22 protein-coding genes and 1 pseudogene are annotated in these 22,141 nt (G+C 67.6%); 12 read left to right on the top strand and 11 right to left on the bottom strand.

Translation table 11 applies throughout. The features are described 5' to 3' along the window. Positions 1-207 precede the first annotated feature (207 nt). The 4 genes from DD542_RS12420 to DD542_RS12405 all read left to right on the top strand — a co-directional run bounded on the left by DD542_RS12420 (position 208) and on the right by DD542_RS12405 (position 5,332). Positions 208-771 (top strand): SHOCT domain-containing protein, encoded by a 564-nt coding sequence (locus DD542_RS12420; protein ID WP_127805886.1) that lies wholly within the window; start codon positions 208-210, stop codon positions 769-771. Positions 772-849: 78 nt separating this feature from the next. Further along, the gene (locus DD542_RS12415; RefSeq protein WP_127805885.1) at positions 850-1,365 is read left to right on the top strand and encodes a GNAT family N-acetyltransferase; all 516 of its coding nucleotides are present in this window, start codon (positions 850-852) and stop codon (positions 1,363-1,365) included. Between the two features lie 130 nt (positions 1,366-1,495). Next, a complete protein-coding gene (locus tag DD542_RS12410) occupies positions 1,496-3,355 on the top strand; it encodes a sigma-54-dependent Fis family transcriptional regulator (RefSeq protein ID WP_241559796.1) in 1,860 nt (619 codons plus the stop codon). 180 nt (positions 3,356-3,535) lie between these two features. After that, positions 3,536-5,332 (top strand): NAD(P)/FAD-dependent oxidoreductase, encoded by a 1,797-nt coding sequence (locus tag DD542_RS12405; protein WP_127805883.1) that lies wholly within the window; start codon positions 3,536-3,538, stop codon positions 5,330-5,332. A gap of 21 nt (positions 5,333-5,353) precedes the next feature. Here the strand turns inward: DD542_RS12405 and DD542_RS12400 are convergent, their stop codons facing one another. Both DD542_RS12400 and DD542_RS23985 read right to left on the bottom strand, forming a co-directional pair. Then, a complete protein-coding gene (locus DD542_RS12400) occupies positions 5,354-6,253 on the bottom strand; it encodes a DMT family transporter (RefSeq protein ID WP_127805882.1) in 900 nt (299 codons plus the stop codon). A 538-nt stretch (positions 6,254-6,791) separates the two neighbouring features. Next, positions 6,792-7,310, bottom strand: a pseudogene (locus DD542_RS23985) (flavin reductase family protein); the annotation flags it as partial. A 191-nt stretch (positions 7,311-7,501) separates the two neighbouring features. Between DD542_RS23985 and DD542_RS12390 the strand changes: the two are divergent. The 5 genes from DD542_RS12390 to DD542_RS12370 are packed head-to-tail and all read left to right on the top strand — an operon-like array spanning position 7,502 to position 12,633. Then, positions 7,502-8,554, top strand: coding sequence for a peptidase M29 (locus DD542_RS12390; protein ID WP_127805881.1), 1,053 nt, complete (start codon positions 7,502-7,504; stop codon positions 8,552-8,554). Next, a complete protein-coding gene (locus DD542_RS12385) occupies positions 8,551-9,369 on the top strand; it encodes an alpha/beta hydrolase (protein WP_127805880.1) in 819 nt (272 codons plus the stop codon). The genes DD542_RS12390 and DD542_RS12385 overlap by 4 nt, the downstream gene beginning before the upstream one ends. Positions 9,370-9,401: 32 nt before the next feature. Continuing rightward, positions 9,402-10,673 (top strand): acyl-CoA dehydrogenase family protein, encoded by a 1,272-nt coding sequence (locus tag DD542_RS12380; RefSeq protein WP_127805879.1) that lies wholly within the window; start codon positions 9,402-9,404, stop codon positions 10,671-10,673. Between the two features lie 27 nt (positions 10,674-10,700). Further along, a complete protein-coding gene (locus DD542_RS12375; protein ID WP_127805878.1) occupies positions 10,701-11,633 on the top strand; it encodes a M14 family zinc carboxypeptidase in 933 nt (310 codons plus the stop codon). Positions 11,634-11,655: 22 nt separating this feature from the next. Next, entirely contained in the window at positions 11,656-12,633 is a 978-nt protein-coding gene (locus DD542_RS12370; RefSeq protein WP_127805877.1) for a LysR family transcriptional regulator ArgP, read from the top strand. Here DD542_RS12370 and DD542_RS12365 read toward each other — a convergent pair. Next, positions 12,620-13,075 (bottom strand): fasciclin domain-containing protein, encoded by a 456-nt coding sequence (locus DD542_RS12365; protein ID WP_066152297.1) that lies wholly within the window; start codon positions 13,073-13,075, stop codon positions 12,620-12,622. The genes DD542_RS12370 and DD542_RS12365 overlap by 14 nt on opposite strands. Before the next feature lie 54 nt (positions 13,076-13,129). Continuing rightward, entirely contained in the window at positions 13,130-13,639 is a 510-nt protein-coding gene (locus DD542_RS12360) for a fasciclin domain-containing protein (RefSeq protein ID WP_127805876.1), read from the bottom strand. A gap of 207 nt (positions 13,640-13,846) precedes the next feature. Here DD542_RS12360 and DD542_RS12355 point away from each other — a divergent pair, with 207 nt between their 5' ends. After that, entirely contained in the window at positions 13,847-14,485 is a 639-nt protein-coding gene (locus DD542_RS12355) for a TetR/AcrR family transcriptional regulator (protein ID WP_241559542.1), read from the top strand. Positions 14,486-14,500: 15 nt separating this feature from the next. On the opposite strand, the gene DD542_RS12350 is transcribed toward DD542_RS12355, so the two are convergent. From DD542_RS12350 to DD542_RS12340, 3 genes are all read right to left on the bottom strand, one after another. Continuing rightward, positions 14,501-14,923 (bottom strand): universal stress protein, encoded by a 423-nt coding sequence (locus tag DD542_RS12350; protein ID WP_066152303.1) that lies wholly within the window; start codon positions 14,921-14,923, stop codon positions 14,501-14,503. A 72-nt stretch (positions 14,924-14,995) separates the two neighbouring features. Next, positions 14,996-15,826: a metallophosphoesterase gene (locus DD542_RS12345; RefSeq protein WP_079366418.1), complete on the bottom strand. Its 831-nt coding sequence runs from the start codon at positions 15,824-15,826 to the stop codon at positions 14,996-14,998. Continuing rightward, a complete protein-coding gene (locus tag DD542_RS12340; RefSeq protein ID WP_066152582.1) occupies positions 15,823-16,812 on the bottom strand; it encodes a LysR family transcriptional regulator in 990 nt (329 codons plus the stop codon). Before DD542_RS12340 ends, DD542_RS12345 begins: the two co-directional genes overlap by 4 nt. A 103-nt stretch (positions 16,813-16,915) precedes the next feature. Here DD542_RS12340 and DD542_RS12335 point away from each other — a divergent pair, with 103 nt between their 5' ends. After that, on the top strand, positions 16,916-17,473 hold the full coding sequence (locus DD542_RS12335; protein WP_066152309.1) for a hypothetical protein: 558 nt from the start codon (positions 16,916-16,918) through the stop codon (positions 17,471-17,473). An 81-nt stretch (positions 17,474-17,554) separates the two neighbouring features. Here DD542_RS12335 and DD542_RS12330 read toward each other — a convergent pair whose 3' ends face one another. Further along, positions 17,555-19,429, bottom strand: coding sequence for a phosphoenolpyruvate carboxykinase (GTP) (locus DD542_RS12330; RefSeq protein ID WP_127805875.1), 1,875 nt, complete (start codon positions 19,427-19,429; stop codon positions 17,555-17,557). Between the two features lie 318 nt (positions 19,430-19,747). On the opposite strand from DD542_RS12330, the gene DD542_RS12325 reads away from it, so the two are divergent. Further along, a complete protein-coding gene (locus tag DD542_RS12325) occupies positions 19,748-20,137 on the top strand; it encodes a DUF4440 domain-containing protein (RefSeq protein ID WP_127805874.1) in 390 nt (129 codons plus the stop codon). Positions 20,138-20,197: 60 nt separating this feature from the next. Here DD542_RS12325 and DD542_RS23585 read toward each other — a convergent pair whose 3' ends face one another. The 3 genes from DD542_RS23585 to DD542_RS12315 all read right to left on the bottom strand — a co-directional run bounded on the left by DD542_RS23585 (position 20,198) and on the right by DD542_RS12315 (position 22,049). Beyond that, positions 20,198-20,341 carry a hypothetical protein gene (locus DD542_RS23585; RefSeq protein WP_164868389.1) on the bottom strand — a complete coding sequence of 48 codons (144 nt, stop codon included), beginning with the start codon at positions 20,339-20,341 and terminating at the stop codon, positions 20,198-20,200. 75 nt (positions 20,342-20,416) lie between these two features. After that, complete coding sequence (locus DD542_RS12320) at positions 20,417-20,842, bottom strand: PaaI family thioesterase (RefSeq protein WP_079366422.1); 426 nt, start codon at positions 20,840-20,842, stop codon at positions 20,417-20,419. A 7-nt stretch (positions 20,843-20,849) separates the two neighbouring features. After that, positions 20,850-22,049: a threonine ammonia-lyase gene (locus DD542_RS12315; protein ID WP_079366423.1), complete on the bottom strand. Its 1,200-nt coding sequence runs from the start codon at positions 22,047-22,049 to the stop codon at positions 20,850-20,852. Positions 22,050-22,141: the final 92 nt, after the last annotated feature.

The following is a 22,141-nucleotide window of genomic DNA, read 5'->3' as shown; positions in this document are numbered from 1 at the left end:
TTTTGGTTTGCAACAGGTGAATGAGCCACGTTTCACCGTCCAGCGAACTGCCTGATTGACCTAGCTGAAGGTGCCCATAGCAGGCACGGGGCACCTCAGATGCAAACTGTCCGATGACTGATTGGCGAAGGTTTGCTGCAAGTCCCCTGTGCCAATATCGCCTTTCACTTGCTTTAGCGCGGCAACATCGATTGAGATCATGGCTGGTTGGCGCGTTTCGACTCGGGAGATCACCTTGATACCATCTTCTTTCAACCAGTTTCTGGAGGAGAGATGCAACGTCAAAAATATGCTGCGGCCGCTTTAGTGCTGTTTCTATCTGGGTGTACGTCTACAACTGGTGTCATTCAGATTGGACAAGACACCTACATGATCGGTAGTCAGGGCAAGAGTCCTGGAGGTTTTAGCGGTACGGAAGCAAAGGCATTGGCTTTCGCGGAGGCGCAAAAGCACTGTGCTGCTCTTGGCAAGAAGGTTCAGGTGATAAACACCCAACAGTCAGACATGGCCTTCGGCAAGAACGCAACTGCGGAAGTTCAGTTCATGTGTCTTGCTGAAGGTGATCCGCAACTCGGCAGACCAAGGTTGGAAAAGGTGCCGGATCAAGTCATTGAAGTGAAGTCCCCTCTTGCGTCTCAGCCATCGGGCTCCGTTCAGGCGCCCAAAGACTTGTACTCGGAACTGCTAAAGCTGGAGGATCTGAAGAAGCGAGGCTTGCTCAACGATGTTGAGTTTGATCAGCAGAAGAAGCGGCTACTGAGTGGTCAATAGTAGGTTCATTGCTGCTCCGCAGCTTATCGACCAACACTTGTGCGGGGGCTGTTGTTGCTGTGTCTATGACGGGCGCTCATGTCAACAACTAGCCGGCTGACTTTTCGCGTCCGGGCTGTAGTTCCAGAGGATGCAACGGCGATATGTGACCTACTGCGAGAGTCCATTGCGGACTGCTGCAAGGCAGACCACCATGACGATCCGGTCGTCGTTGCGCGCTGGCTTGCCAACAAAACGGTGGAGAACGTCAAGCAATGGATTGCTGCTCCGGACTCAGTGGCGCTGGTTGCATTGCGCGGAGATGACATGCTAGGCGTCGCACTGCTCTCTGGCCAGGATCTTGCGCTGTGCTACGTCGCTCCCAGGGCGCTGTTCCAGGGTGTTGGCAAGGCGCTCCTGCGGTCGATAGAAAAAGAGGCCTCAGCGCTCGGAGTTGAAACGATGACGCTCGACAGTACGAAAACCGCGCTCCCCTTCTACTCCCGCAACGGATTTTTGACGTGCGGCCCAGTGCGCAAATGGGCAGGGCTCGAAGCACAGCCCATGTCCAAACGCCTGTCGGCGAATGGCCCGTCAACAACCCTCCCCGGGTAAACCCTCCATTGACACCACCCCGCGCTGATCCGAAGGTGCAAGGCTTTCTGAAGCCTGCCAGCCTTCACCCCGGAGACGCGCCATGCAACAACACGCCACCACCAGCCCGCACCAGCACATCGCCACCGTGATGCAGGTGGCCGCGGACGGGGTGGGGGCGCAGATCGCGGCGCGGCATGAGCAGGTGATCCGAGATTCGTGGCTGCGCTGTGTGCAGCAGCACCGGCTGGACCCGACGCGCATGCAGGAGGCGGTCATCCTGCCGCAGGCGCGGCTGCGCGAGCACCAGGACCAGATGGAGGCGCTGCTGCAGATCGCGCGCCACGGGCTGGAGTCGCTCTACAGCAAGGTCGCAGGGCTGGGGTATGTGGTGCTGCTGACCGACGCGCGCGGCGTGACGGTGGACTTTCTGGGCGACCTGGTGTTCGAGCCCAGCCTGCGCAAGGCGGGCCTGTACCTTGGCGCGGACTGGAGCGAGCACCACGCCGGCACCTGTGGCGTGGGCACCTGCATCAGCACCGGTCAGGCGCTGACGGTGCACCTGGACGACCACTTCGACGCCACCCACATTCCGCTGACCTGCACCACCGCGCCGGTGTACGACAGCGCGGGGCAGCTGAGCGCGGTGCTGGACATTTCGCAGCTCAGCTCGAACCAGCCCAAGGAGAGCCAGCACCTGGCGCTGCAGCTGGTGAAGATGTACGCGCACGACATCGAGAACGCGGCCTTCCTGCACCGCCACCGGCACGACTGGGTGCTGCGCCTCTCGCACGCGCCGCAGTTCCTCGACGTACAGCCGGACTACCTGCTGGCGCTGGACGCCAACGGACGCGTGGTGGGCCACAACCGAAGGGCGCAACTGGCACTCGAAAAGGGCGGTCCGCTGATCGGCATGGGCTTCGAGCAACTCTTCGGTCTGCCCTTCGGCCAGATCGGCCGCTTCGTGATGACCCAGCCGTCGGACCAGCGCGCGGTGATGCTGGCGGGCGGCCAGCAGCTGCTGTTTCTCTCGGCGGTGCCGCCGCCCATGCGCCCGGTCGCGAGCGCGCCGCGCGAGGAGCGCCGTGTGCCCGCGCCGCTGGCGGCGCTCTCGGCCGGCGACGCGGCGCTGGACCGGCAGGTGGAGCGCGTGGCGCGGCTGGTGAACACCCCCATCAGCCTGCTGATCACCGGCGAGACCGGCTCGGGCAAGGAGTATTTCGCGAAGGCGGTGCACACCGCGAGCGAGCGGCGCGGCCGGCCCTTCGTGGCGGTGAACTGCGCGGCGATTCCCGAGCACCTGATCGAGAGCGAGCTGTTCGGCCACCTGCCGGGCAGCTTCTCGGGCGCCTCGCCCAAGGGCAAGCGAGGCCTGATCGCCGAGGCCGACGGCGGCACGCTGTTTCTCGACGAGATCGGCGACATGCCGCTGGCGCTGCAGGCGCGGCTGCTGCGCGTGCTGTCCGAGCGCGAGGTGCTGCCGGTGGGCGCGACAAAGCCGGTGCCGGTGAACATCCGCGTGATCGCGGCGACGCACGCGCCGTTGGAGCAGCTGGTGCTGGCGGGGCGCTTCCGCGACGACCTGTACTACCGCCTCAAGGGCGCGCACATCCAGCTGCCGCCGCTGCGCGAGCGCAGCGACCTGGGCGCGATGATCACGCGCCTGCTGGGCGGCCGCGCCATCACGCCCGCCGCGCTGCAGCGCCTGCTGGCGCACCGCTGGCCCGGCAACCTGCGCGAGCTGCGCAACGTGCTCGACTACGCGGCCAGCCTCTGCGGCGAGGGGCCGATTGACCTGGACGATCTGCCGGAGCTGCAGGTGGCGCGGCTGCCGGTGCGCGCTGCGGCCGGCGAGGGCGCGGCCGATGAAGGGCCGGAGGCCCTGCTGCAGGCGCTGCGCGCCGCGCACTGGAACGTGAGCGCGGTGGCGCGGGCGATGGGGCTCTCGCGCATGACGCTCTACCGCCGGATGAAGCGCGCCGGCATCGTGCCGCCCAACCGCATGGAGTGAACGCGTGGGGCTGTGACAGCTGTCACTCGGGGTGGGTGACAGGTGCACGGGGTGTGACACCCATCGCCGCATGAAATCTGCAAGCAGATCAAGCACTTGCGCGCGCCGGCTGCATGGCACGCGTCTTGTGATGCAGAAGGCACCGGCCCGCACCGAGGCCGGCATCACAGGAGACAACCCATGACTGCAAACACGCCCTCCCAGCGGGCCCAGCGCTGGCTGGACGCTTTCGGAGTCGCCCTGGCCTCCGGCCAACCCGACAACGTGCTGCCCCTCTTCGACGCCGACTGCTACTGGCGCGACCTGGTGTCCTTCACCTGGAACATCCGCACGCAGGAAGGCCACGACGCGGTGCGCGACATGCTCGCCGCGCGCCAGGCCGACGCGGGCGCGTCCAACTTCCAGCTCGAAGGCGAGGCCACCGAGGCCGACGGCGTCACCGAAGCCTGGTTCACCTTCGAGACCCGCGTCTCGCGCGGCCGCGGCCACCTGCGGCTCAAGGGCGACAAGGCCTGGACCCTGCTGACCACCATGGTCGAGCTCAAGGGCTTTGAAGAGAAGAAGGGCGCCAACCGCATCAAGGGCGCCGAACACGGCGTGCACAAGGGCCGCAAGAGCTGGCTCGAACTGAGGCAGGACGAGCAGGCCCGGCTCGGCTATGAGGACCAGCCTTACGTGGTCATCATCGGCGGCGGGCAGGGCGGCATCATCCTGGCCGCGCGGCTGCGCCGCCTGGGCGTGCCCACCATCGTGGTGGAGAAGAACCCGAGGCCCGGCGACAGCTGGCGCAACCGCTACAAGAGTCTGTGCCTGCACGACCCGGTCTGGTACGACCACCTGCCTTATCTGCCTTTCCCGGACGACTGGCCGGTGTTCGCGCCCAAGGACAAGGTGGGCGACTGGCTGGAGATGTACACCAAGGTCATGGAGATCAACTACTGGGGCTCCACCACCGCGAAGAAGGCCAGCTACGACGAGGCCAAAGGCGAGTGGACCGTGGTGGTGGACCGCAACGGCGAAGAGGTGACGCTGCGGCCCAAGCAGCTGGTGTTCGCGCTGGGTGTGTCGGGCTACCCGAACGTGCCCAAGATCCCCGGCGCCGAGACCTTCGAGGGCGACCAGCACCACTCCAGCAAGCACCCCGGCCCCGAGAAGTACGCGGGCAAGAAGGCGGTGGTGCTCGGTTCCAACAACTCGGCGCACGACATCTGCGCGGCCCTGTGGGAACACGGCGCCGACGTGACCATGATCCAGCGCAGCAGCACGCACATCGCGCCGTCGAACTCGCTGATGGAGCTGGCGCTGGGCGGGCTCTACAGCGAGGAGGCGCTGAAGAACGGCATCGACCACCACAAGGCCGACCTGATCTTCGCCAGCGTGCCCTACAAGATCATGCACACCTTCCACATCCCCGTGTACGAGGAGATGAAGAAGCGCGACGCCGACCTCTACAGCCGGCTGGAGAAGGCGGGCTTCCTGCTCGACTTCGGCGACGACGGCTCGGGCCTGTTCATGAAGTACCTGCGCCGCGGCTCGGGCTACTACATCGACGTGGGCGCGAGCGAGCTGGTGGCCAACGGCAGCATCAAGCTCAAGAGCGGCGTGAACATCGAGCGCATCAACCCGAAGAGCGTCACGCTCTCCGACGGCACCGAGCTGCCGGCCGACCTCATCGTCTACGCCACCGGCTACGGCTCGATGAACCACTGGCTGGCCGACCTGGTCTCGCCCGAAGTGGCCGACCGCGTCGGCAAGGTCTGGGGCCTGGGGTCGAGTACGACGAAGGACCCGGGGCCGTGGGAAGGCGAGCTGCGCAACATGTGGAAGCCGACCAACCAGAAGCAGCTCTGGATTCACGGTGGCAACCTGCACCAGAGCCGCCACTATTCGCAGTTCCTGTCGCTGCAACTGAAGGCGCGCTACGAAGGGCTGGACACGCCGGTCTACGGGCAGGCGGCGGTGCACCACCTGCGGTGATCGTCTGAAGGGACGTGCTGGTCAGCCCTTGCGGCTCACCAGCACGATCCCCGCCGCCACGCCCAGCAGTGCCAGCACCAGCTGCAGGGTCAGCGGCTCGCCCAGCAGCACCACGCCGAACACCAGCGCGAACAGCGGGGTGAGGAAGGTGAATGTGGCCATCTGCGTCGCGGGGTAGTGGCGCAGCATCCACATCCAGGCCAGGTAGCTGGCGAAGGCGCCCACGGCGGTCTGCAGGAAGACCGAGCCCCAGGCCAGCGCGGAGTAGTCGAAGGACCAGGTCTCGCCCAGCGCCAGCGACAGCACCGGGCAGACCACGGCGGTCACGCTCAGCTGGTAGAACAGCGACTTCTCGGCCTGCACGGTCGCCACTTTGGTCGTGCGGATGGCGATGGTGGTCAGGCCCCAGAACATGCCCGCCGCCAGGCCCATGGCGTCGCCTTTCCACTGCCCTGGCGCGGAGCCGTGCAGGAAGGCTTCGCTGAAGGCGATGCCCACCGCGCCGAAGGCGATGACCAGGCCGACCCACTGGATGCGGCGCAGCTTCTCCGACGGCACGAAGCGCGGCAGCAGCACCGCCACCCAGAACGGGCTGGTGTAGAGGAACACCGTCAGGCGCGAGGCACTGGTGTGCTGCAGCCCGAGATAGATCAGGCAGAACTCGGCCGCGAACAGCAGGCCCACGATCAGGCCGCCCTGGAGCGAGCCGTCGCGGTTGAACAGCTTCACGCCCCGGAACTGGCACCAGAACCAGAGCAGGGCGGTGGCGCCAGCCATGCGCACGGAGGCCTGCCACAGCGGCGGGATTTCACGGCCCGCGAACTTGATCAGGATCTGCTGGAAGCCCCAGAAGGCGCAGCAGGCCACCAGCACGGTGATGGCGAAGGTGTCGAGGTGGTCTTTGCGTTGGACGGCGGTCATGGGGGCAAGAGGGTAGCGCAGGCGCGACGCGACGGGTGTCGCGCTCAGCGCCTTACTGGCCGGACGCGAGCTTTTGCAGGTGTCGCTTGAGCGTTTCGGCCTCGTGCGCCGACCAGCGCGAGAGCAGGTGGCTTTCCTGCGCGCGGGCCTGTTCGATCAGCGCCGCGGCGATGCGCCGGCCTTCTGCGGTGGCGGCCACCAGGGTGCGGCGTTGGTCGGCAGGGTCGGCCAGCAGTTCCAGCAGGCCGTCCTCGGCCATGCGCTGCACGAGCTTGGTGACGGTGGGCTGTTTGGCCAGCACGTCGTGCGCCAGCTGGCCGACGGCGATGGCGCCCTGGTTCTCGGGGTGGCTGAGCGCGGCGTCGTGCAGCACGGCCAGCACGCGCCAGGCGATGTGGGTCAGGCCCTGGGCGGCGATGGCGTTCTCGAAGTCGCGGTAGACCGCGTGGCTGGCCTGGCCGAGCAGGTAGCCCAGGTAGCTGCCGACGAAGCGGCCATCGGGCGGCTGCGGCGCGCTGGCGTCGGCCGGCGCGCCGTGCAGGGGATGCTCGGTGTAGAAGCGGCCGCCGTGGTAGAGCAGGGGCGAGGCGTCGGCCCGGCGCGCGCAGCGCTCGACCTCGCCGACGAAGATCACGTGGTCGCCCTCGGTGTACTGGCTGCGGTTGAAGCACTCGAAGGTGGCGACGCTGCCTTCGAGCAGCGGTGCGCCGCCTGCGCCGTCGATGTAGGCGACCCCGGCCCAGCGGTCGACGCCGCGCGCGGCAAAGCGCTCGGCCAGCGCCTGCTGGTCGGCGGCCAGCACGTTGATCGCGTAGTGCCGGCCGTTGCTGAACACCGCCATCGAGCCGGCCGCCTTGCCCAGGCTCCACAGCACCAGCGGCGGGTCCAGCGAGACGGAATTGAACGAGCTGGCCGTCAGGCCGACGGGCTCACCCTGGTCGTTGCGCGCGGTGACGATGGTGACGCCGGTCGCGAACATGCCCAGCGTCGCGCGGAAGTCGCGCGGCGAGAAATCGGGCGGTTGGGCGGCGTGGCCGGCGGCACGGGACGGGGACATGGCTGCAATTTATATGAAAATTCATCAATAATGTGCGCAGGGCCTGCCGGACTTGCATCCGGGAGGGTATTCCAACGCATCTTTTTCAACGCGCCGGTCTGTGTGGCCAGGATGCCGTGGAACTGGCTCTGCCAGGCCACAGGCATCGCCCCCTGGGGGGTGACGCCGCAGGCGGCGCGGGGGGTACTCATATGTTGCAGGAGCGGATCGAACCCGCCTGGATCGACGCGTTTGAGGCGGTGCTGCGGCGCTGCGCGCTGCAGCCGGGCGACACGGTGGCGATTCTCAACGAAAGCCAGAGCCGTCCGGTGCTGGTCGAGCTGGCGCGTCTCGCGGCGGCGCGGCTCGGGGCCCCGGCCTTCGTGCTGACCCTGCCCTCGGTGTTCGGCGCCGCGGGCGCACCCGTGACGCGCTCCACCGGGGCATCACCGGCCATTCAACAGCAGTTGCCGGTGATCGCGGCATTGCAGGCCTGCACCTTGGTGATCGATTGCACGGTCGAGGGCCTGATGCACGCGCCCGAACTGCCGGCCATCCTGCAGGGCAACGGCATCACCCAGCCGCGCATCGTCTACGTGAGCAACGAACACCCCGAGGCGCTGGCGCGCCTGCTGCCCGACGACGCGACCGAGGAGCGGGTGAAGGCCCATGTGAAGCGCCTGCGCGGTGCCCGTGCCATGCGCGTGAGCTCGCCGGCCGGCACCGAGCTGTCCATCTCGCTGCAGGGTGCGGTGGTCGGTGGCAACTGGGGCAGCACCACGCGCCCCGGCACGCTGACGCACTGGCCCGGCGGCCTGGTGCTGGCCTTCCCGGCGACGGGCAGCGTCAGCGGCCGGCTGGTGCTGGCCGAGGGCGACGTAAACCTGACCTTCAAGCGCTACATCGAACGCCCCATCACACTGACCATCGAGCACGACTACGTGACCCACATCGACGGTGGCGGCGTGGACGCCGAGCTGCTGCGCTCGTACTTCGCGGCCTGGGGGGAGAAGGAAGCCTATGCCGTCAGCCATGTCGGCTACGGCCTGTGCGAGGCCGCGCGCTGGGACAGCATGGCGCTCTACGACAAGCGCGACTTCAACGGCACCGAGTTGCGCGCCTTCGCCGGCAACTTCCTCTACAGCACCGGCGCCAACGAAACCGCCGGCCGCTACACCCGCGGCCACTTCGACTGGCCGATGCGCGACTGCACCGTGGCGCTCGATGGCGCGGTGGTGGTCGACGCCGGAAAGGTGGTCGCGTGAGCAGCATCCCGACGTTCACCACCCTGGGCGACGGCGCCACCACCGTGCTCATGCTGCACGGCATCGGCGGCGGGCACCTGGCCTTCGCGCCGCAGGTCGAGACCCTGGCCAGCGTGGGCTACCGCGCGGTGGCCTGGGACATGCCCGGCTACGGCCACAGCGCGCCCATCGAGCCCTACACCTTCAAGGGGCTGGCGCAGAGCTGCATCAACCTCATCGACGCGCTGCAGTGCGACAGCGTGGTTCTTGTAGGACACAGCATGGGTGGCATGGTGGCGCAGGAAGTCGTGGCCAGGCGCCCAGAGAAAGTGTGCAAGCTCATGCTCTGCGGCACCTCGGCCGCCTTCGGCAAGCGCAGCGACGGCAAGTCGGCCGAGGCCTGGGCGCAGCAGTTCATCGCGCAACGCACCGCGCCGCTGGACGCGGGCCAGAGCATGGCCGACATGGCCGCGAAGCTGGTGCCGCAGATGGTCGGCCCGGGCTCGCTGCCCGAAGGCGTGCGCCTGGCCGAGCAGTGCATGGGCCGCGTGCCGGCCGCCACCTACCGCCGCGCGCTGGACTGTATCGTCACCTTCGACCGGCAGGCCGCGCTGGCCCACATCGGCGTGCCCACGCTGCTGGTGGGCGGCGAGTTCGACCGTGTGGCCTCGCCCGCGGTGATGAAGCAGATGGCGCAGCAGATCCGGAACGCGCGCTACACCGAGATGGCCGGCGTGGGCCACCTGATGAACCTGGAAGCGCCCGACGAGTTCGACCGCATCCTGCTGGATTTCCTCCGCGAGTCCGCGCCGAGGGCGCGCCCGGACCTGCACTGAATCCGACACCCCCACCAGAGGAGACAACCCCGATGAGCACCCGCCCCGTCAACCCGGTCACCGGCCTGGACTTCACCCCCGCCGTGGGCGACATGCCCTTCACGCCGCTGCAGCGCGAGTGGCTGGCCAAGGCGCACGTGCTGGGCCGCGACAAGTTCGCCGCCCGCGCCGCGCAGTGGGACAAAGAAGCCAGCTTCCCCTTCGCCAACTACGACGACCTGCGCGAACAGGGCTTCCTCAAGCTCTGCGTGCCGGTCGAGTTCGGCGGCGCGGGGGCCGACTTCCCGACCTACATGATGGTCGCGGCCGAGATCGGGCGCTTCTGCGGTGCCACCGCGCTGACCTGGAACATGCACATCTGCTCGACCATGTGGACCGGCGTGCTGGCCGACGGCATTGCGATGAGCGACGAGCAGCGCGCCGAACACGCGGCGCGGCGCAAGCTGCACTTCGCGCGCATCGTGAACGAGGGCAAGCTCTACGCCCAACCCTTCAGCGAAGGCACGGCGGCCGCGGCGGGCCGCGCGCCCTTTGGCACCACGGCGAAGAAGGTCGAGGGCGGCTGGCTCATCAACGGCCGCAAGATCTGGGCGAGCCTCTCGGGCGCGGCCGACTACTACGGCGTGCTCTGCACCGAAGACAAGGGCGACCACCACCCCGACGCCCGCGACACGCTCCACATCAGCGTGCCCGCCACGGCCGAGGGCTTCTCCATCAGCGGCGACTGGGACCCGCTGGGCATGCGCGGCACCGTCAGCCGCAACCTCACGTTCAAGGACGTGTTCGTCAGCGACGACGAGCAGCTCATGCCGCGCGGCATCTACTTCAAGGGCGCGCAGACCTGGCCGGCCATGTTCTTCACGCTCTCGCCCACTTACCTGGGCGTGGCGAACGCGGCGTACGACTTCACGGTGCAGTACCTGCGCGGCGAGGTGCCGGGCGAGCCACCGATCAAGCGCCGCCAGTTCCCCACCAAGCAGATCACGGTGGCGCAGATGCGGCTGCAGCTCGAAGCCATGAAGAGCCTGTTCACCCGCGCCATCTTCGAGGCCAAACCCAACCCGAGCAAGGACGAGAAGCTGCGCCTCTACGCCGCGCACCACGCGGTGATGGAGGGCGCCAACGACCTCGCGCGGCTGGCCATCCGCACCTGCGGCGGCCAGAGCATGCTCAAGCACCTGCCGCTGGAGCGCCTGTACCGCGACAGCCGCTGCGGCGCGCTGATGCTGCCCTGGACGGCCGAGCTGATCCTCGACCGCATGGGCCGCGAGACCTTGTACGAGCCCGGCGAAAAGGACGAGTGAGCGGGGCGGGTCCCTAGAATTGCGGGGATGACCCGACGCCGCGCTGCCGCTTCCTCTCAACGCCCGATGCGCCCTGTGCGCCGCCTGCTGGCGGCGCTGGCGCTGCTGCCAACCTTGGGTGGAACCCCCACGGCGGCGCTGGCACAGCCCTTCGCGAAGGCGCCGGTCGACCCCTGCATCGAGTTCGTCGCGCGCCTGCCCAACGTGAAGGCAGCGCTGTGCCGCGCGGCCAAGCTCAAGCCCACCAGCAGTGGCGTGTCGGTGCAGGGCCGCACGCTGTACCAGCGCGACGTGATGGCCCCCGACGCCAAGGTGCGGGTGCTGGTGGTGGGCGCCATGCACGGCGACGAGCTGTCCTCGGCCGCCGTGGCCCTGCACTGGATCCAGCGCGCCGTGGAGACACCGTCCAACGTGCACTGGCGCTTCATCCCGGCGCTCAACCCCGACGGCCTGATGGCGCGGCCGGCCAAGCGGGTCAACGCCCGCGGCGTCGACCTCAACCGCAATTTCCCGACGCCCAACTGGACGCGCGACGCCAAGATCTACTGGGAACAACGGACGCAGAAAGACCCGCGCCGCTGGCCCGGCCCCAAGCCGCTGTCCGAGCCCGAGTCGAAGTTCTTCCACGAAGAGATGGAGCGCTTCCAGCCGGACCTGATCGTGAGCATCCACGCGCCCTACGGCGTGCTCGACTTCGACGGCCCCACCGTGCCGCCGGCGCGCCTGGGCCGCCTCTACCTCGACCAGGTCGGCATCTTCCCCGGCAGCCTGGGCAACTACGGCGGCGTGCACAAGGGCATGCCGGTGGTGACCATCGAGCTGCCCAGCGCCATCCGCACCCCGCTGGACGCCGAGATGCGCCAGATGTGGCTGGACCTGCTGCGCTGGATGAGCGAGCGCGTCATCCCCACCGAGGGTGACGCCAAGGTGCTGCCGGTCAAGGTGAAGAAGACCGGCTGACCACCCCACGCGCGGAGAACGCATGAGCACCTTTGATCCCGACGCCCTGGAGTGTCTGGCCGCCATCATCGAAGAGGGCGGTTTTGAACGCGCGGCGCAGCGCCTGTCGATCACGCAGTCGGCGGTGTCGCAGCGCCTGCGCGCGCTGGAGGCGCAGGTGGGCACCGTGCTCATCGTGCGCAGCCGGCCGCTCAAGCCCACACCCGCGGGGCAACTCATGCTCAAGCACGCCAAGATGATGCGGCTGCTGCGGGCCGATCTGGAGACCGAACTCAGGGAGCTGGCGCCCGGCGCCGGCGGGGCGGGGCGGGACGAGGAGCGCATCTCGATCGCGATCAATGCCGACAGCATCGCCACCTGGGCGATGCCGGCGCTGGACGCACTGGTGCGTCAGGGCCTGCCGGTGGAAATCATCACCGACAACGAGGAATTCACCCAGGAGTGGTTGCGCGAGGGCCAGGTGCTGGGTTGCGTCACCTCGCTGGGGCAGACGCTGCGCGGCTGCAGGATGGTGCCACTGGGCTGCATGGACTATGTGGCCGTGGCGCAGGCGGATTTCGCCCGCAACCGTTGCCCCAAGGGCCTCAGCGCCCACAACTTCCATCAGCTGCCTTTTGTCGCGTTCAATCGCAAGGACTATCAGCAGCACGGCTTCGTGGAGCAGGCCTTCGGCCTGCCGCGAGTGGGGCTCAAGCAGTTGTATGTGCCGTCCAGCGTCGGGCAGCTGCGAGCGGTTCAGGCCGGCTGGGGCGTGAGCGTGCTGCCCGAGCTGCTGGTGCGCGACCAGCTCGCCACTGGCGAGCTGGTGAACCTGGCGCCGCGGCACCGGCTGAGCGTGACGCTGTACTGGCACTGCTGGAACCTGAGTTCGGGCGTGCTGGACGCACTGACTGCGGCGCTGACCGGGGCGGCCAAGCACAACCTGCTGCCCACCGGCACACAAAAAACCCCGCCGGGGCGGGGTTCGAAGCGCAGGGGTGCGGGCGTCACTTCGGCATGATGACGCTGTCGATGACGTGGATCACGCCGTTGTCGGCGACGATGTCCGTCTTCACCACATTGGCGGCATCCACCTTCACGCCGCCGGTGGTGGCCACGGTGATCTCGCTGCCCTGAACCGTCTTGACCTTGCCGGCCTTGACGTCGGCGGCCATCACCTTGCCCGGGACCACGTGGTAGGTCAGCACGGCGGTCAGCTTGGCCTTGTCCGCCAGCAAGGCATCCAGATCGGCCTTGGGCACCTTGGCGAAGGCTTCGTCGGTGGGCGCAAACACGGTGAACGGGCCCTTGCCCTTGAGCGTGTCGACCAGACCGGCGGCCTGCAGAGCCGTGGCCAGGGTCTTGAACGAGCCTGCCGCAACGGCGGTGTCGACGATGTCCTTGGCGTGGGCGGAACCCAGGGTGGCCAGGGCGATGACGGAGGCGATCAGGGACTTCTTCATGGGTAACTCCTAGGAGGGGTTGATGACAGGGGACGGGAAAAAAAGAACAGGGGATCAGGCCGGCGGCAGGATCACCCGGTCGATCAGGTGCACCACGCCGTTGCTGCACAGGATGTCGGTGGCGACGATGGCCGCCTGGCGGCCGCGGCCGTCGGTGATGCGCAGATCGCCGCCGACGGTGAAGCTCGCGCCCTGCAGGGTCGCGATGGGGGTGTTGACCGGCACCTGGTCCTTCAGCACCCGGCCGGACACCACGTGGTAGGTGAGCACGGCGGTCAGCAGCGGCTTGTCGGCCAGCAGCGCTTCCTTGGTGACGCCCAGCTCGGCCAGCAGGGCGGCGAACGCGGCGTTGGTGGGCGCGAACACGGTCAATGGCCCGGGCGCGCTGAGGGCGTCGACCAGGCCGGCCGCAACCACGGCCTCCACCAGGATGCTCAGGTTGGGCGTGGCCTGGGCGGTGGCCACGATGTTGGGTGGTGCGTGGTCGTCGTCACCGCCGCCGCAGGCGGTCAGCAGGCCCGCCGCGGCACCGGCCAGCAACAGGGAACGTCTCGGAATCGGCATCTCGGTCTCCTTCAGGCGTGGGGTGGATAGAGACAGCCGGCGCCGGGGCGGGGTGCTCCGGATTCAGGGTCCGCTGCTGTCCGGGCGGGATATTAGTCGCATAAGATCAAAAAGTGACCAATCAGTATAGAAAATATACTTTTCAGTATGGTTATCTACCTTGGCGTCCATTTGGGGCACAATGCGAGTGCTGCTCAAAGATTGACCATGACCACCGCCGTTTCCTCTCCGACTCCCCGTTCTTCCCCCAAGCGCAGTTTTCGCGAACAGATGCATCTGGCGCGCGAGGACGCGATCGTCTCGGTGGTCAACCGGCTGCTGGCCGAAAAGGGGTTCGAGTCGATGACGGTGGACGAGGTCGCCGCCGAGGTGGGCATCGCCAAGGCCAGCCTCTACAAGCACTTCCCGAGCAAGGAAGACCTGGCCGCTGCCGCGATGGTCAAGGTGATGAACCGGGCGCGGGCCTTCCTGGACACGCTGGACCCGAAGGCGCCGCCGCTGGACCTGCTGCGCCAGGTGGCGCGCTGGACCATGGAGGTGCAACTGGCCGGTGAAATGCCCTCGCTGCCCAGCGAGAACTCCAGCCTGCGCGCGGCGCTGACGACCAACAAGGCCTATGTGGACGGCTTGATGGATGTGAGCGACCGGCTGGGCGCCTGGATCGAGGCGGCCCAGCAACAGGGCAGCGTCAACCCGGCCCTGCCGCCGATCGCGGTGCTGTACACCCTCTATGCCCGGGCCTGCGACCCGGTGCTGGGGTTTCTCAAGGGGTCCGGCCTGTACAGCGACGGCCAGATCATCGACATGGTGCTCAGCACCTGCTTCGACGGATTGCGCCAGCGCTGACGCTGGCGCGGTGCGTCAGCGCACCAGCATCACCGGCACGCCGCAGTGCGCCAGCACCTGCGTGGCGACCGAGCCCATCACCAGGTTGCCCAGGGCGCTGTGGCCGTGCGAGCCCATCATGACCAGGTCGTACTTGCCGGTGTCGGCCTGCTTGGCGATCTGTTCGCCGGGTGAGCCGGTCTTGTGCACGACCTTGGGCTCGATGCCGTGGCGCTTGAGGAACTTCACCACGGGCGCCGTCACCTTCTCGGCTTCCTCGGCGTAGTAGCTGTTGGCGACTTCGGCACCGACGGCGGCGCGCGCGCGCGGAGGCAGGGGCATCTGCACGGTGAAGATGGTGAACTCGTTGTTGGCGCTGAACACCTCGAGGTGGGTGGTCAGGTAGGCCAGCATCTTCTTGGTGTATGCGCTGCCGTCCACAGCGAGCAGGATCTTCATGTTCTCTCTCCGGTTGTGTGCCCCTGAGGCGGGCGAATTGCACCAGTGTACGCGCGGGGTGCAGGGTTTTTCCTATGGGATTTCCACATGCACCGTCAGTGTGGGTCTGAAATCGGCCTGCTCACCCTTGCGCGCGTAGCCCAGCGGATTGGCCATGATGCGGCAGCGGCCGACCTGCGCGTCGGTCGCGCAATGCAGGTGTCCGTGCAGCCAGAGATCGGCCAGGGGCAGCAGGTCGTCCAGCGCATTGCAGAAGCCGGCCGTGCCGGGGGCCAGGCCGTAGCGCGGGTCGGCGCTGTGCAGAGTGGGTGCGAAGTGCGTCACCACGACCGTGGGTCCGTCGTGTGGCTTCGCCAGTGCCTCGCGCAGCCAGTCCTGGCACTCCAGTCCGAGCTCGCGCATGGCGGCCGCGTCGAACAGTGCGCCGCTGCGCAGACCGGCCATCTTGTGCAGGTAGAAATTGGCGGCGCGAAAGGCCTTCTCGCGCAGGCGCAGTCGCTCGGTCTCGGTGGCGTCTGCCGGGGCCAGCGCGTCGTAGTCGCTCCAGAGCGTGGTGCCGATGAAGCGCACCCCGTCGATCTGCAGCGTCTCGCGCTCCAGCCAGGCGATGCCGAGCCGGTCGCAGGCGCGGCGCAGGCCCGCGTGCGCCTCGTCCCAGTCGAGTCCGTCGTATTCGTGGTTGCCCGGCACGAACAGCACCGGGGTCGGCCAGCCGCCGTGCTGGGGCAGGGGCGAGAAGCGTCGCAGGCCCCAGTCGGGCTCGTCCATCACCGTGCCGTCTCGCCGTTTCTGGTAGGAGCCGATGTCGCCTGCCAGCACCAGCAGGTCGGCGTCTGCCGCGGGTGTGGCGGCAAAGCTGGCGTCGGTTTCGAGGTGCAGGTCGCTGAGCAGTTGGAGCTTCATGGCGCGATTGTCGGTGCAGCGTCTGCCGCGGCATCCGCAAAGCCCCGCCGCGCCGCGCGCTCGACCGCCTGCCGCAGCCAGCGGTGCGCGCCGTTGTGCGCCGACTGCCGGTGCCACAGGGCGTCGACGTGCACCGCCGGTACCGGCAGTGGCAGCTCGCGCAGCGTCAGCGCCGACTCGATCCCGGTGACCTCGACGAAGTGCCGCGGCAGCACGGTCAGCAGGTCGGTGCTGGCCACCACCCGACCGGCGGTGAAGAACTGGTTGACGGTGATCACCACCCGGCGCTGGCGCGACATCGCCGACAGCGCCTCGTCGACAAAGCCAAAGGGCCGCCCAGAGAAGCTCACCAGCAGGTGGCGCGCGGCGCAGTAGGCGTCGATGGTGAGCGGTTGTCCCGCCAGCGGATGGTCGCGGCGCATCACCACCACGTACTCGCCGTCGTAGAGCCGCTGGTGCAGGAAGCGCGGGGTGTGTTCCTGCAGGTGGATCGCGGTCAGTTCGGCGATCACGCCGGGGAAATGCCCGACCGCCAGGTCCGCCGAACCGGATTCCAGCAGCTCGCGCGGGTCGCGCGTGGTCAGCGGCACGACGCGCAGGTTCACTCCCGGCGCTTCCTTTTCCAGCAGGTCCACCAGCCCGGGCACCAGCTTGGCGGCAGTGGCGTCGGCCATGGCCAGCACGAAGGCCTTGCCTGCGGTCGACGGGTCGAAGTCGGCCGGCGACAGGGACTCGCGCAGCTGCGCCAGCGCGTCCCGCACCGTGGGCCACAGGGCCTGTGCCACCGGCGTCGCCTCCACACCGTAGCCGGAACGCCGCACCAGTTCGTCGCCCAGGTGTTCCCGCAAACGCTTGAGCGCGTTGCTCACCGCTGGCTGCGTCATCGCGAGGTTGTGTGCCGCGCGGGTGAGGTTGCGCTCGGCCATGACTTCGTCGAACACCCTCAGCAGGTTGAGGTCCAGCGTGCGGAAGTTGAGCTCATTCATCATCTTAGTGAATGTAATTCATCACAAAAATAAATTGGCGTGACATCAGGGTTCACCCTAGTATTCGCCTGTCCAAAAGACAAATTTTTCAAAGGAGTTCGCCATGAGCACCGTCTTCTCTCCATCTTCCGCCCCCGTCGGCATGGGCACCGCTGCCGACCGGGGTATCGGTCGCACCAGCCGCTTCGACGGCTCGCGCAGCCTGGCCACCATGCTTCTCGCCGCCGCCGTGGCCGCCCTTGTCGTGCTGGCCGACCAGATGATCGGCTCCTGGGCCGATGGTCACCTGTTCCTGGGGTGGGTCGCCCTGTGGGTCGTGATCTTCGCGGGCTCCGCCCTGTTCGCCGGCACCGCCCGCCGCGCGGCGAAGGCCACGCTGCGCTCGCTCGACAGCTGGTCGCGTTCGCTGGCCGAGGCCCGCGCCGAAGCCCGCCTCTGGGACCTGGCCCGCACCGATCCGCGCCTCAAGGCCGAGCTGATGCAGGCCCGTGCCCGCGAAGCCGAACTGGCCGAAGAACTGAACCCTTCGCCCGTTGCGGCGAAGAACGACTATGCGGACGCGCTGGCGCCGATGGGCCTGGACACGGGCTTCTCCGCACCGCTGCGCCGCTGGGCCCAGATGGAAGTGCGCCGCCAGACGGGCTACCTGCCCTACCTGTAAGCCTCCGCTTTCGCCCATGAAAAAAGCCCCCCGGCAGGCGCCGGGGGGCTTTTTGTTTTGGTCGGCCCGTACGGGCCGGGATCAGGCGGCGGTCAGGCGCTGTTCCAGGGCGTTCTTGGTGTCGATCAGGGCCTGGGGCATGTGGTAGGCCAGCTGCTCGAAGTGCGCGTCGTGCAGCTTGAACTCCTCGGTCCAGGCGGCCTTGTCGATGCTCGTGACCTGCGCGAACTGCTCGGCGCTGAAGTCCAGGCCGGTCCAGTTGATCTCGGCGTATTGCGGGGCCACGCCGAACATGGTTTCCTGGCCTTGCGCCTGGCCTTCGATGCGGTCGATCATCCACTTGAGGACGCGCATGTTGTCGCCATAGCCGGGCCACACGAACTTGCCCGCCTCGTCCTTGCGGAACCAGTTCACGCAGAAGATCTTGGGCAGGGTGTGGCCGGATTCTTCCAGCTTGTGCTCCATGTCCAGCCAGTGCTGGAAGTAGTCGCTCATGTTGTAGCCGCAGAACGGCAGCATCGCGAACGGATCGCGGCGCACCACGCCCTGGGCGCCAAAGGCGGCCGCCGTGGTTTCGGAGCCCATCGTGGCGGCCATGTAGACGCCTTCCATCCAGGTACGTGCCTCGGTCACCAGGGGCACGGTGGTGGAGCGGCGGCCGCCGAAGATGAATGCGTCGATCGCCACGCCGTCGGCGTCGTCCCACTGCGGGTCCAGTGCGGGGTTGTTGGTGGCGGCCACGGTGAAGCGCGAGTTGGGGTGCGCGGCCTTGGTGCCCTTTTCCTTGGCAATCGCCGGGGTCCAGTCCTTGCCCTGCCAGTCGATCAGGTGCTCGGGCAGCGTGCCGGTGTCCTTCTCCATGCCTTCCCACCACACGTCGCCGTCGTCCGTCAGGGCCACGTTGGTGAAGATGACGTTCTTGTCCAGCGAACGCATGCAGTTCGGGTTGGTGTGCATGTTGGTGCCGGGGGCCACGCCGAAGTAGCCGGCCTCGGGGTTGATGGCGTACATCTTTCCGTCGGCATGGGGCTTGATCCAGGCGATGTCGTCACCGATGGTGGTGACCTTCCAGCCTGCAAAGCCCGCCTCGGGCGGCACCAGCATGGAGAAGTTGGTCTTGCCGCAGGCGCTGGGGAAGGCGGCGGCGACGTGGTACTTCTTGCCCTGGGGGTTGGTCACGCCCAGGATCAGCATGTGCTCGGCCAGCCAGCCCTGGTCGCGGCCCATGTTGGAGGCGATGCGCAGCGCGAAGCACTTCTTGCCCAGCAGCGCGTTGCCACCGTAGCCCGAGCCGTAGGACCAGATCTCGCGCGTTTCGGGGAAATGCACGATGTACTTGGTGGTCGGGTTGCAGGGCCAGGTGGTGCTGTCCTTCTGGCCTTCGGCCAGCGGCGCGCCCACGGTGTGCATGCAGGGCACGAAGTCGCCGCTGTCGCCCAGCACGTCGTACACGGCCTTGCCCATGCGGGTCATCAGCTTCTGGTTCACCACCACGTAGGCGCTGTCGGTCAGCTCGATGCCGATGTGGGCGATGTGCGAGCCCAGTGGGCCCATGGAGAACGGCACCACGTACATGGTGCGGCCCTTCATGCAGCCGTCGAACAGCGGGTTCAGGGTGGCGCGCATCTCGGCCGGGGCCATCCAGTTGTTGGTCGGGCCGGCGTCTTCCTTCTTCTCGGAGCAGATGTAGGTGCGGTCTTCCACGCGGGCCACGTCGGACGGGTCGGTCCAGGCCAGGAAGGAGCCCGGGCGCTTGGCCGGGTTGAGCTTCTTGAAGGTGCCGGCGTCGACCAGTTCCTGGCACAGGCGGTCGTATTCTTCCTGGCTGCCGTCGCACCAGACCACGTTGTCGGGCTTGCACAGGGCCACCATGTCGGCCACCCAGGCGATCAGGCGGGCGTGCTTGACGTAGGCGGGGGTGTTGAGGTTGAGGCCCTGCATCACGGGAGAGTTCATCGAAAAGGCTCCGGTAGTTTGAAAGCGGCGGCCAAGAGACACCAACAGCCGCTGGCCACGGAACGGTGGCGGGCGGCTCTGCAAGATCCCTTGGACAAAAAGGGCGGTCGGCGCTCGGGGCTGCAGGGCGGTTGCGGTGCAGCGCGACAGCCAGAAAGGGGGCGGATGATCCCGGGTTCTGGTCCGCGTGTCGGCCTAACCCATCAATTTTAAAAAAGAAGGTCGGTCAGTTACCGGCAAGTTACATGCAAGACATGCATAACCTGATGCATGAATGCCGGCGGGGGTACGGTGTCGTGCAACCGCTAGAGTGGGGCCATGGAACTCGAACTCATCCTGGAACCCGGTCTGGCGTCCTTGCTGGACGAACTCAGAACCCTTGAAGACCTCTACCACGCGGCCTTCCCGGACGCGACCCTGGCCGACTTCGACCGGCTGGTGGCGCCCGGCTTCTGGGAGACCGGTGCCACCGGCCGCCGCTACAGCCGGGTCTTCGCCCGCCAGGTGCTGGCGCAGCGCCCGGGGCGTCCCGACCCCGGGACATGGCAGACCGACCAGCACCACCTGCAGCGGGTGAGTGAAGACGTCTGGTTGCTGACCTACCGCCTGCGCCAGCCGGGCCGGGTCACGCGGCGCATGACGCTGTGGCGTCGGGAGGCCGGGCGCTGGCAGGCGGTGTACCACCAGGGCACGGTGGTCGCCGGCTGAGCGACGTTCAAAGCAAAAGCCGCCCGGTGGGCGGCTTCTCTTCGCTGGCCGTGCCGGGTTTCAGGCCATGAACACGGCAATGAAGGCCAGCAGGAAGATCAGCACGCCGCCGGCCACGGGCAGCACGATGGGCATGAGCGGAACGATGGACTCGACCACGTCCTGGGGTTCATCGGCGTGGCTGTCGTGGGGGGCGTGGGCCATGGGGCGTCTCCGGAATTGAGAAAAATCAACGCGGATTCTAAAGCCGACGGCCCCGGACCGCACCCGGCCCAACCCTCACAGCAGCGCGTAGGTGGTGCTGGCGCGGCACACGCTCTTGCCGTCGTCGGCGCCGGCGATGTCGATTTCCCCGAACACCAGGTTCTTGCCGGCCCGCACCACACGGGCGGTCACCAGCGCGTCCTGGTTGGACAGCGGCTTGAGGAAGCTGCTGTTCTGCTGCACCGTGGTCATGGGCCGGCGCGTGCCCAGCCGGGTCACGATGGCCAGCACCATCGCCGTGTCGGCGGCGGCCATCATGGCCTGGCCGCAGACCATGCCGCCGATGCGCGCCAGCTGGTCGTTCTGCGGCAGGCGCAGCACCACTTCGTCCGTCTGGAAGGACTCGACGCGCAGGCCCAGGGCCTGGACCCAGGGCGCGAACCAGTCGGACAGGCAGGCCTGCAGGGTGTCGGTGCTGAGGGGGGCTTCGGGTGCGGTCATGGGGTGGTCACATCCGTTGGGTGTCGAAACCGGCGGCCTGCAGCGCGTCGATCACCTGTTGCACATGCTCGCGGCCGCGCGTCTGCAGCACCAGCTCGACCGCCACGTTCTGCGCCGCCAGCAGGGTGAAGGCGCGCTGGTGGTGGACCTCGTCGATGTTGGCGCCGGCCTCGGCGACGATGGCCGTGATGCGCGCCAGGTTGCCGGGCACGTCGCGCGCGCTCACCTGGATGCGCGCCAGCCGGCCGGCCCGCACCATGCCGCGCTCGATGATCGAGGCCAGCAGCATCGGGTCGATGTTGCCGCCGCAGAGCACCAGGCCCACCTTGCGGCCAGCGAAACGCTCGGGGTGCTTGAGTACCGCGGCCAGCCCGGCGGCACCGGCGCCTTCGACCAGGGTCTTCTCGATCTCCAGCAGCATCACGATGGCCTGCTCGATGTCGCCTTCGTCGACCAGCAGCAGGTCGTCGACCTTGTCGCGGATGATCGCCTGCGGGATCACACCCGGCGTGCCGACGGCGATGCCTTCGGCGATCGTGCTGCTGCCCTGCGGCAGGTGGGTGCCCTTGATGGCGTTGTACATCGCCGGAAAGCGCTCGGTCTGCACACCGATGATCTGGATGTCGGGGCGCATGGCGCGTGCCGCGGTCGCCATGCCGGCGATCAGGCCGCCGCCGCCGATGGCGATCACGAGGGTGTCGATGTCGGGTTGCGCGCGCAGCATCTCCAGGGCCACCGTGCCCTGGCCTGCGACGATGGCCTCGTCGTCGTAGGGGTGCACGAACACCAGGCCCTGCTGCTCGGCCAGCGCGTAGGCGTGGGCGCGGGCTTCTTCCAGCGTGTCGCCGTGCAGCACCACCTCGGCGCCGAAACCGCGCGTGCGTTCCACCTTCACGCCCGGCGTGAAGCGCGGCATCACGATCACCGCGCGGATGCCCAGGCGCTGTGCGTGGTAGGCCACGCCCTGGGCGTGGTTGCCGGCGCTCATGGCGATCACGCCGCGTGCCCGTTCGTCGGCCGACAACTGGGAGAGCTTGTTGCAGGCGCCGCGCTCCTTGAAGGACGCGGTGTACTGCAGGTTCTCGAATTTGAGAAACACCTGGCAGCCCGTGAGCTGCGAAAGCGTGCGTGATTCCACGCACGGGGTGTCCAGCACCTGGCCGTTCAGGCGCTCAGCGGCGGCATCGATGTCTCTTTTTTCAAGCATCGGCCGATTGTGCCGCCGGACGATTGTCACAAGTGAGCGGGAAAGGCCCCACAACTCGTCGGACCGCGCTGGATCATGCTCTTCCATGATGG

The organism is Hydrogenophaga sp. NH-16 (assembly GCF_004006415.1).
Lineage (GTDB): Bacteria > Pseudomonadota > Gammaproteobacteria > Burkholderiales > Burkholderiaceae_C > Hydrogenophaga > Hydrogenophaga pseudoflava.
This window is presented reverse-complemented; position numbering and strand designations above follow the sequence as displayed.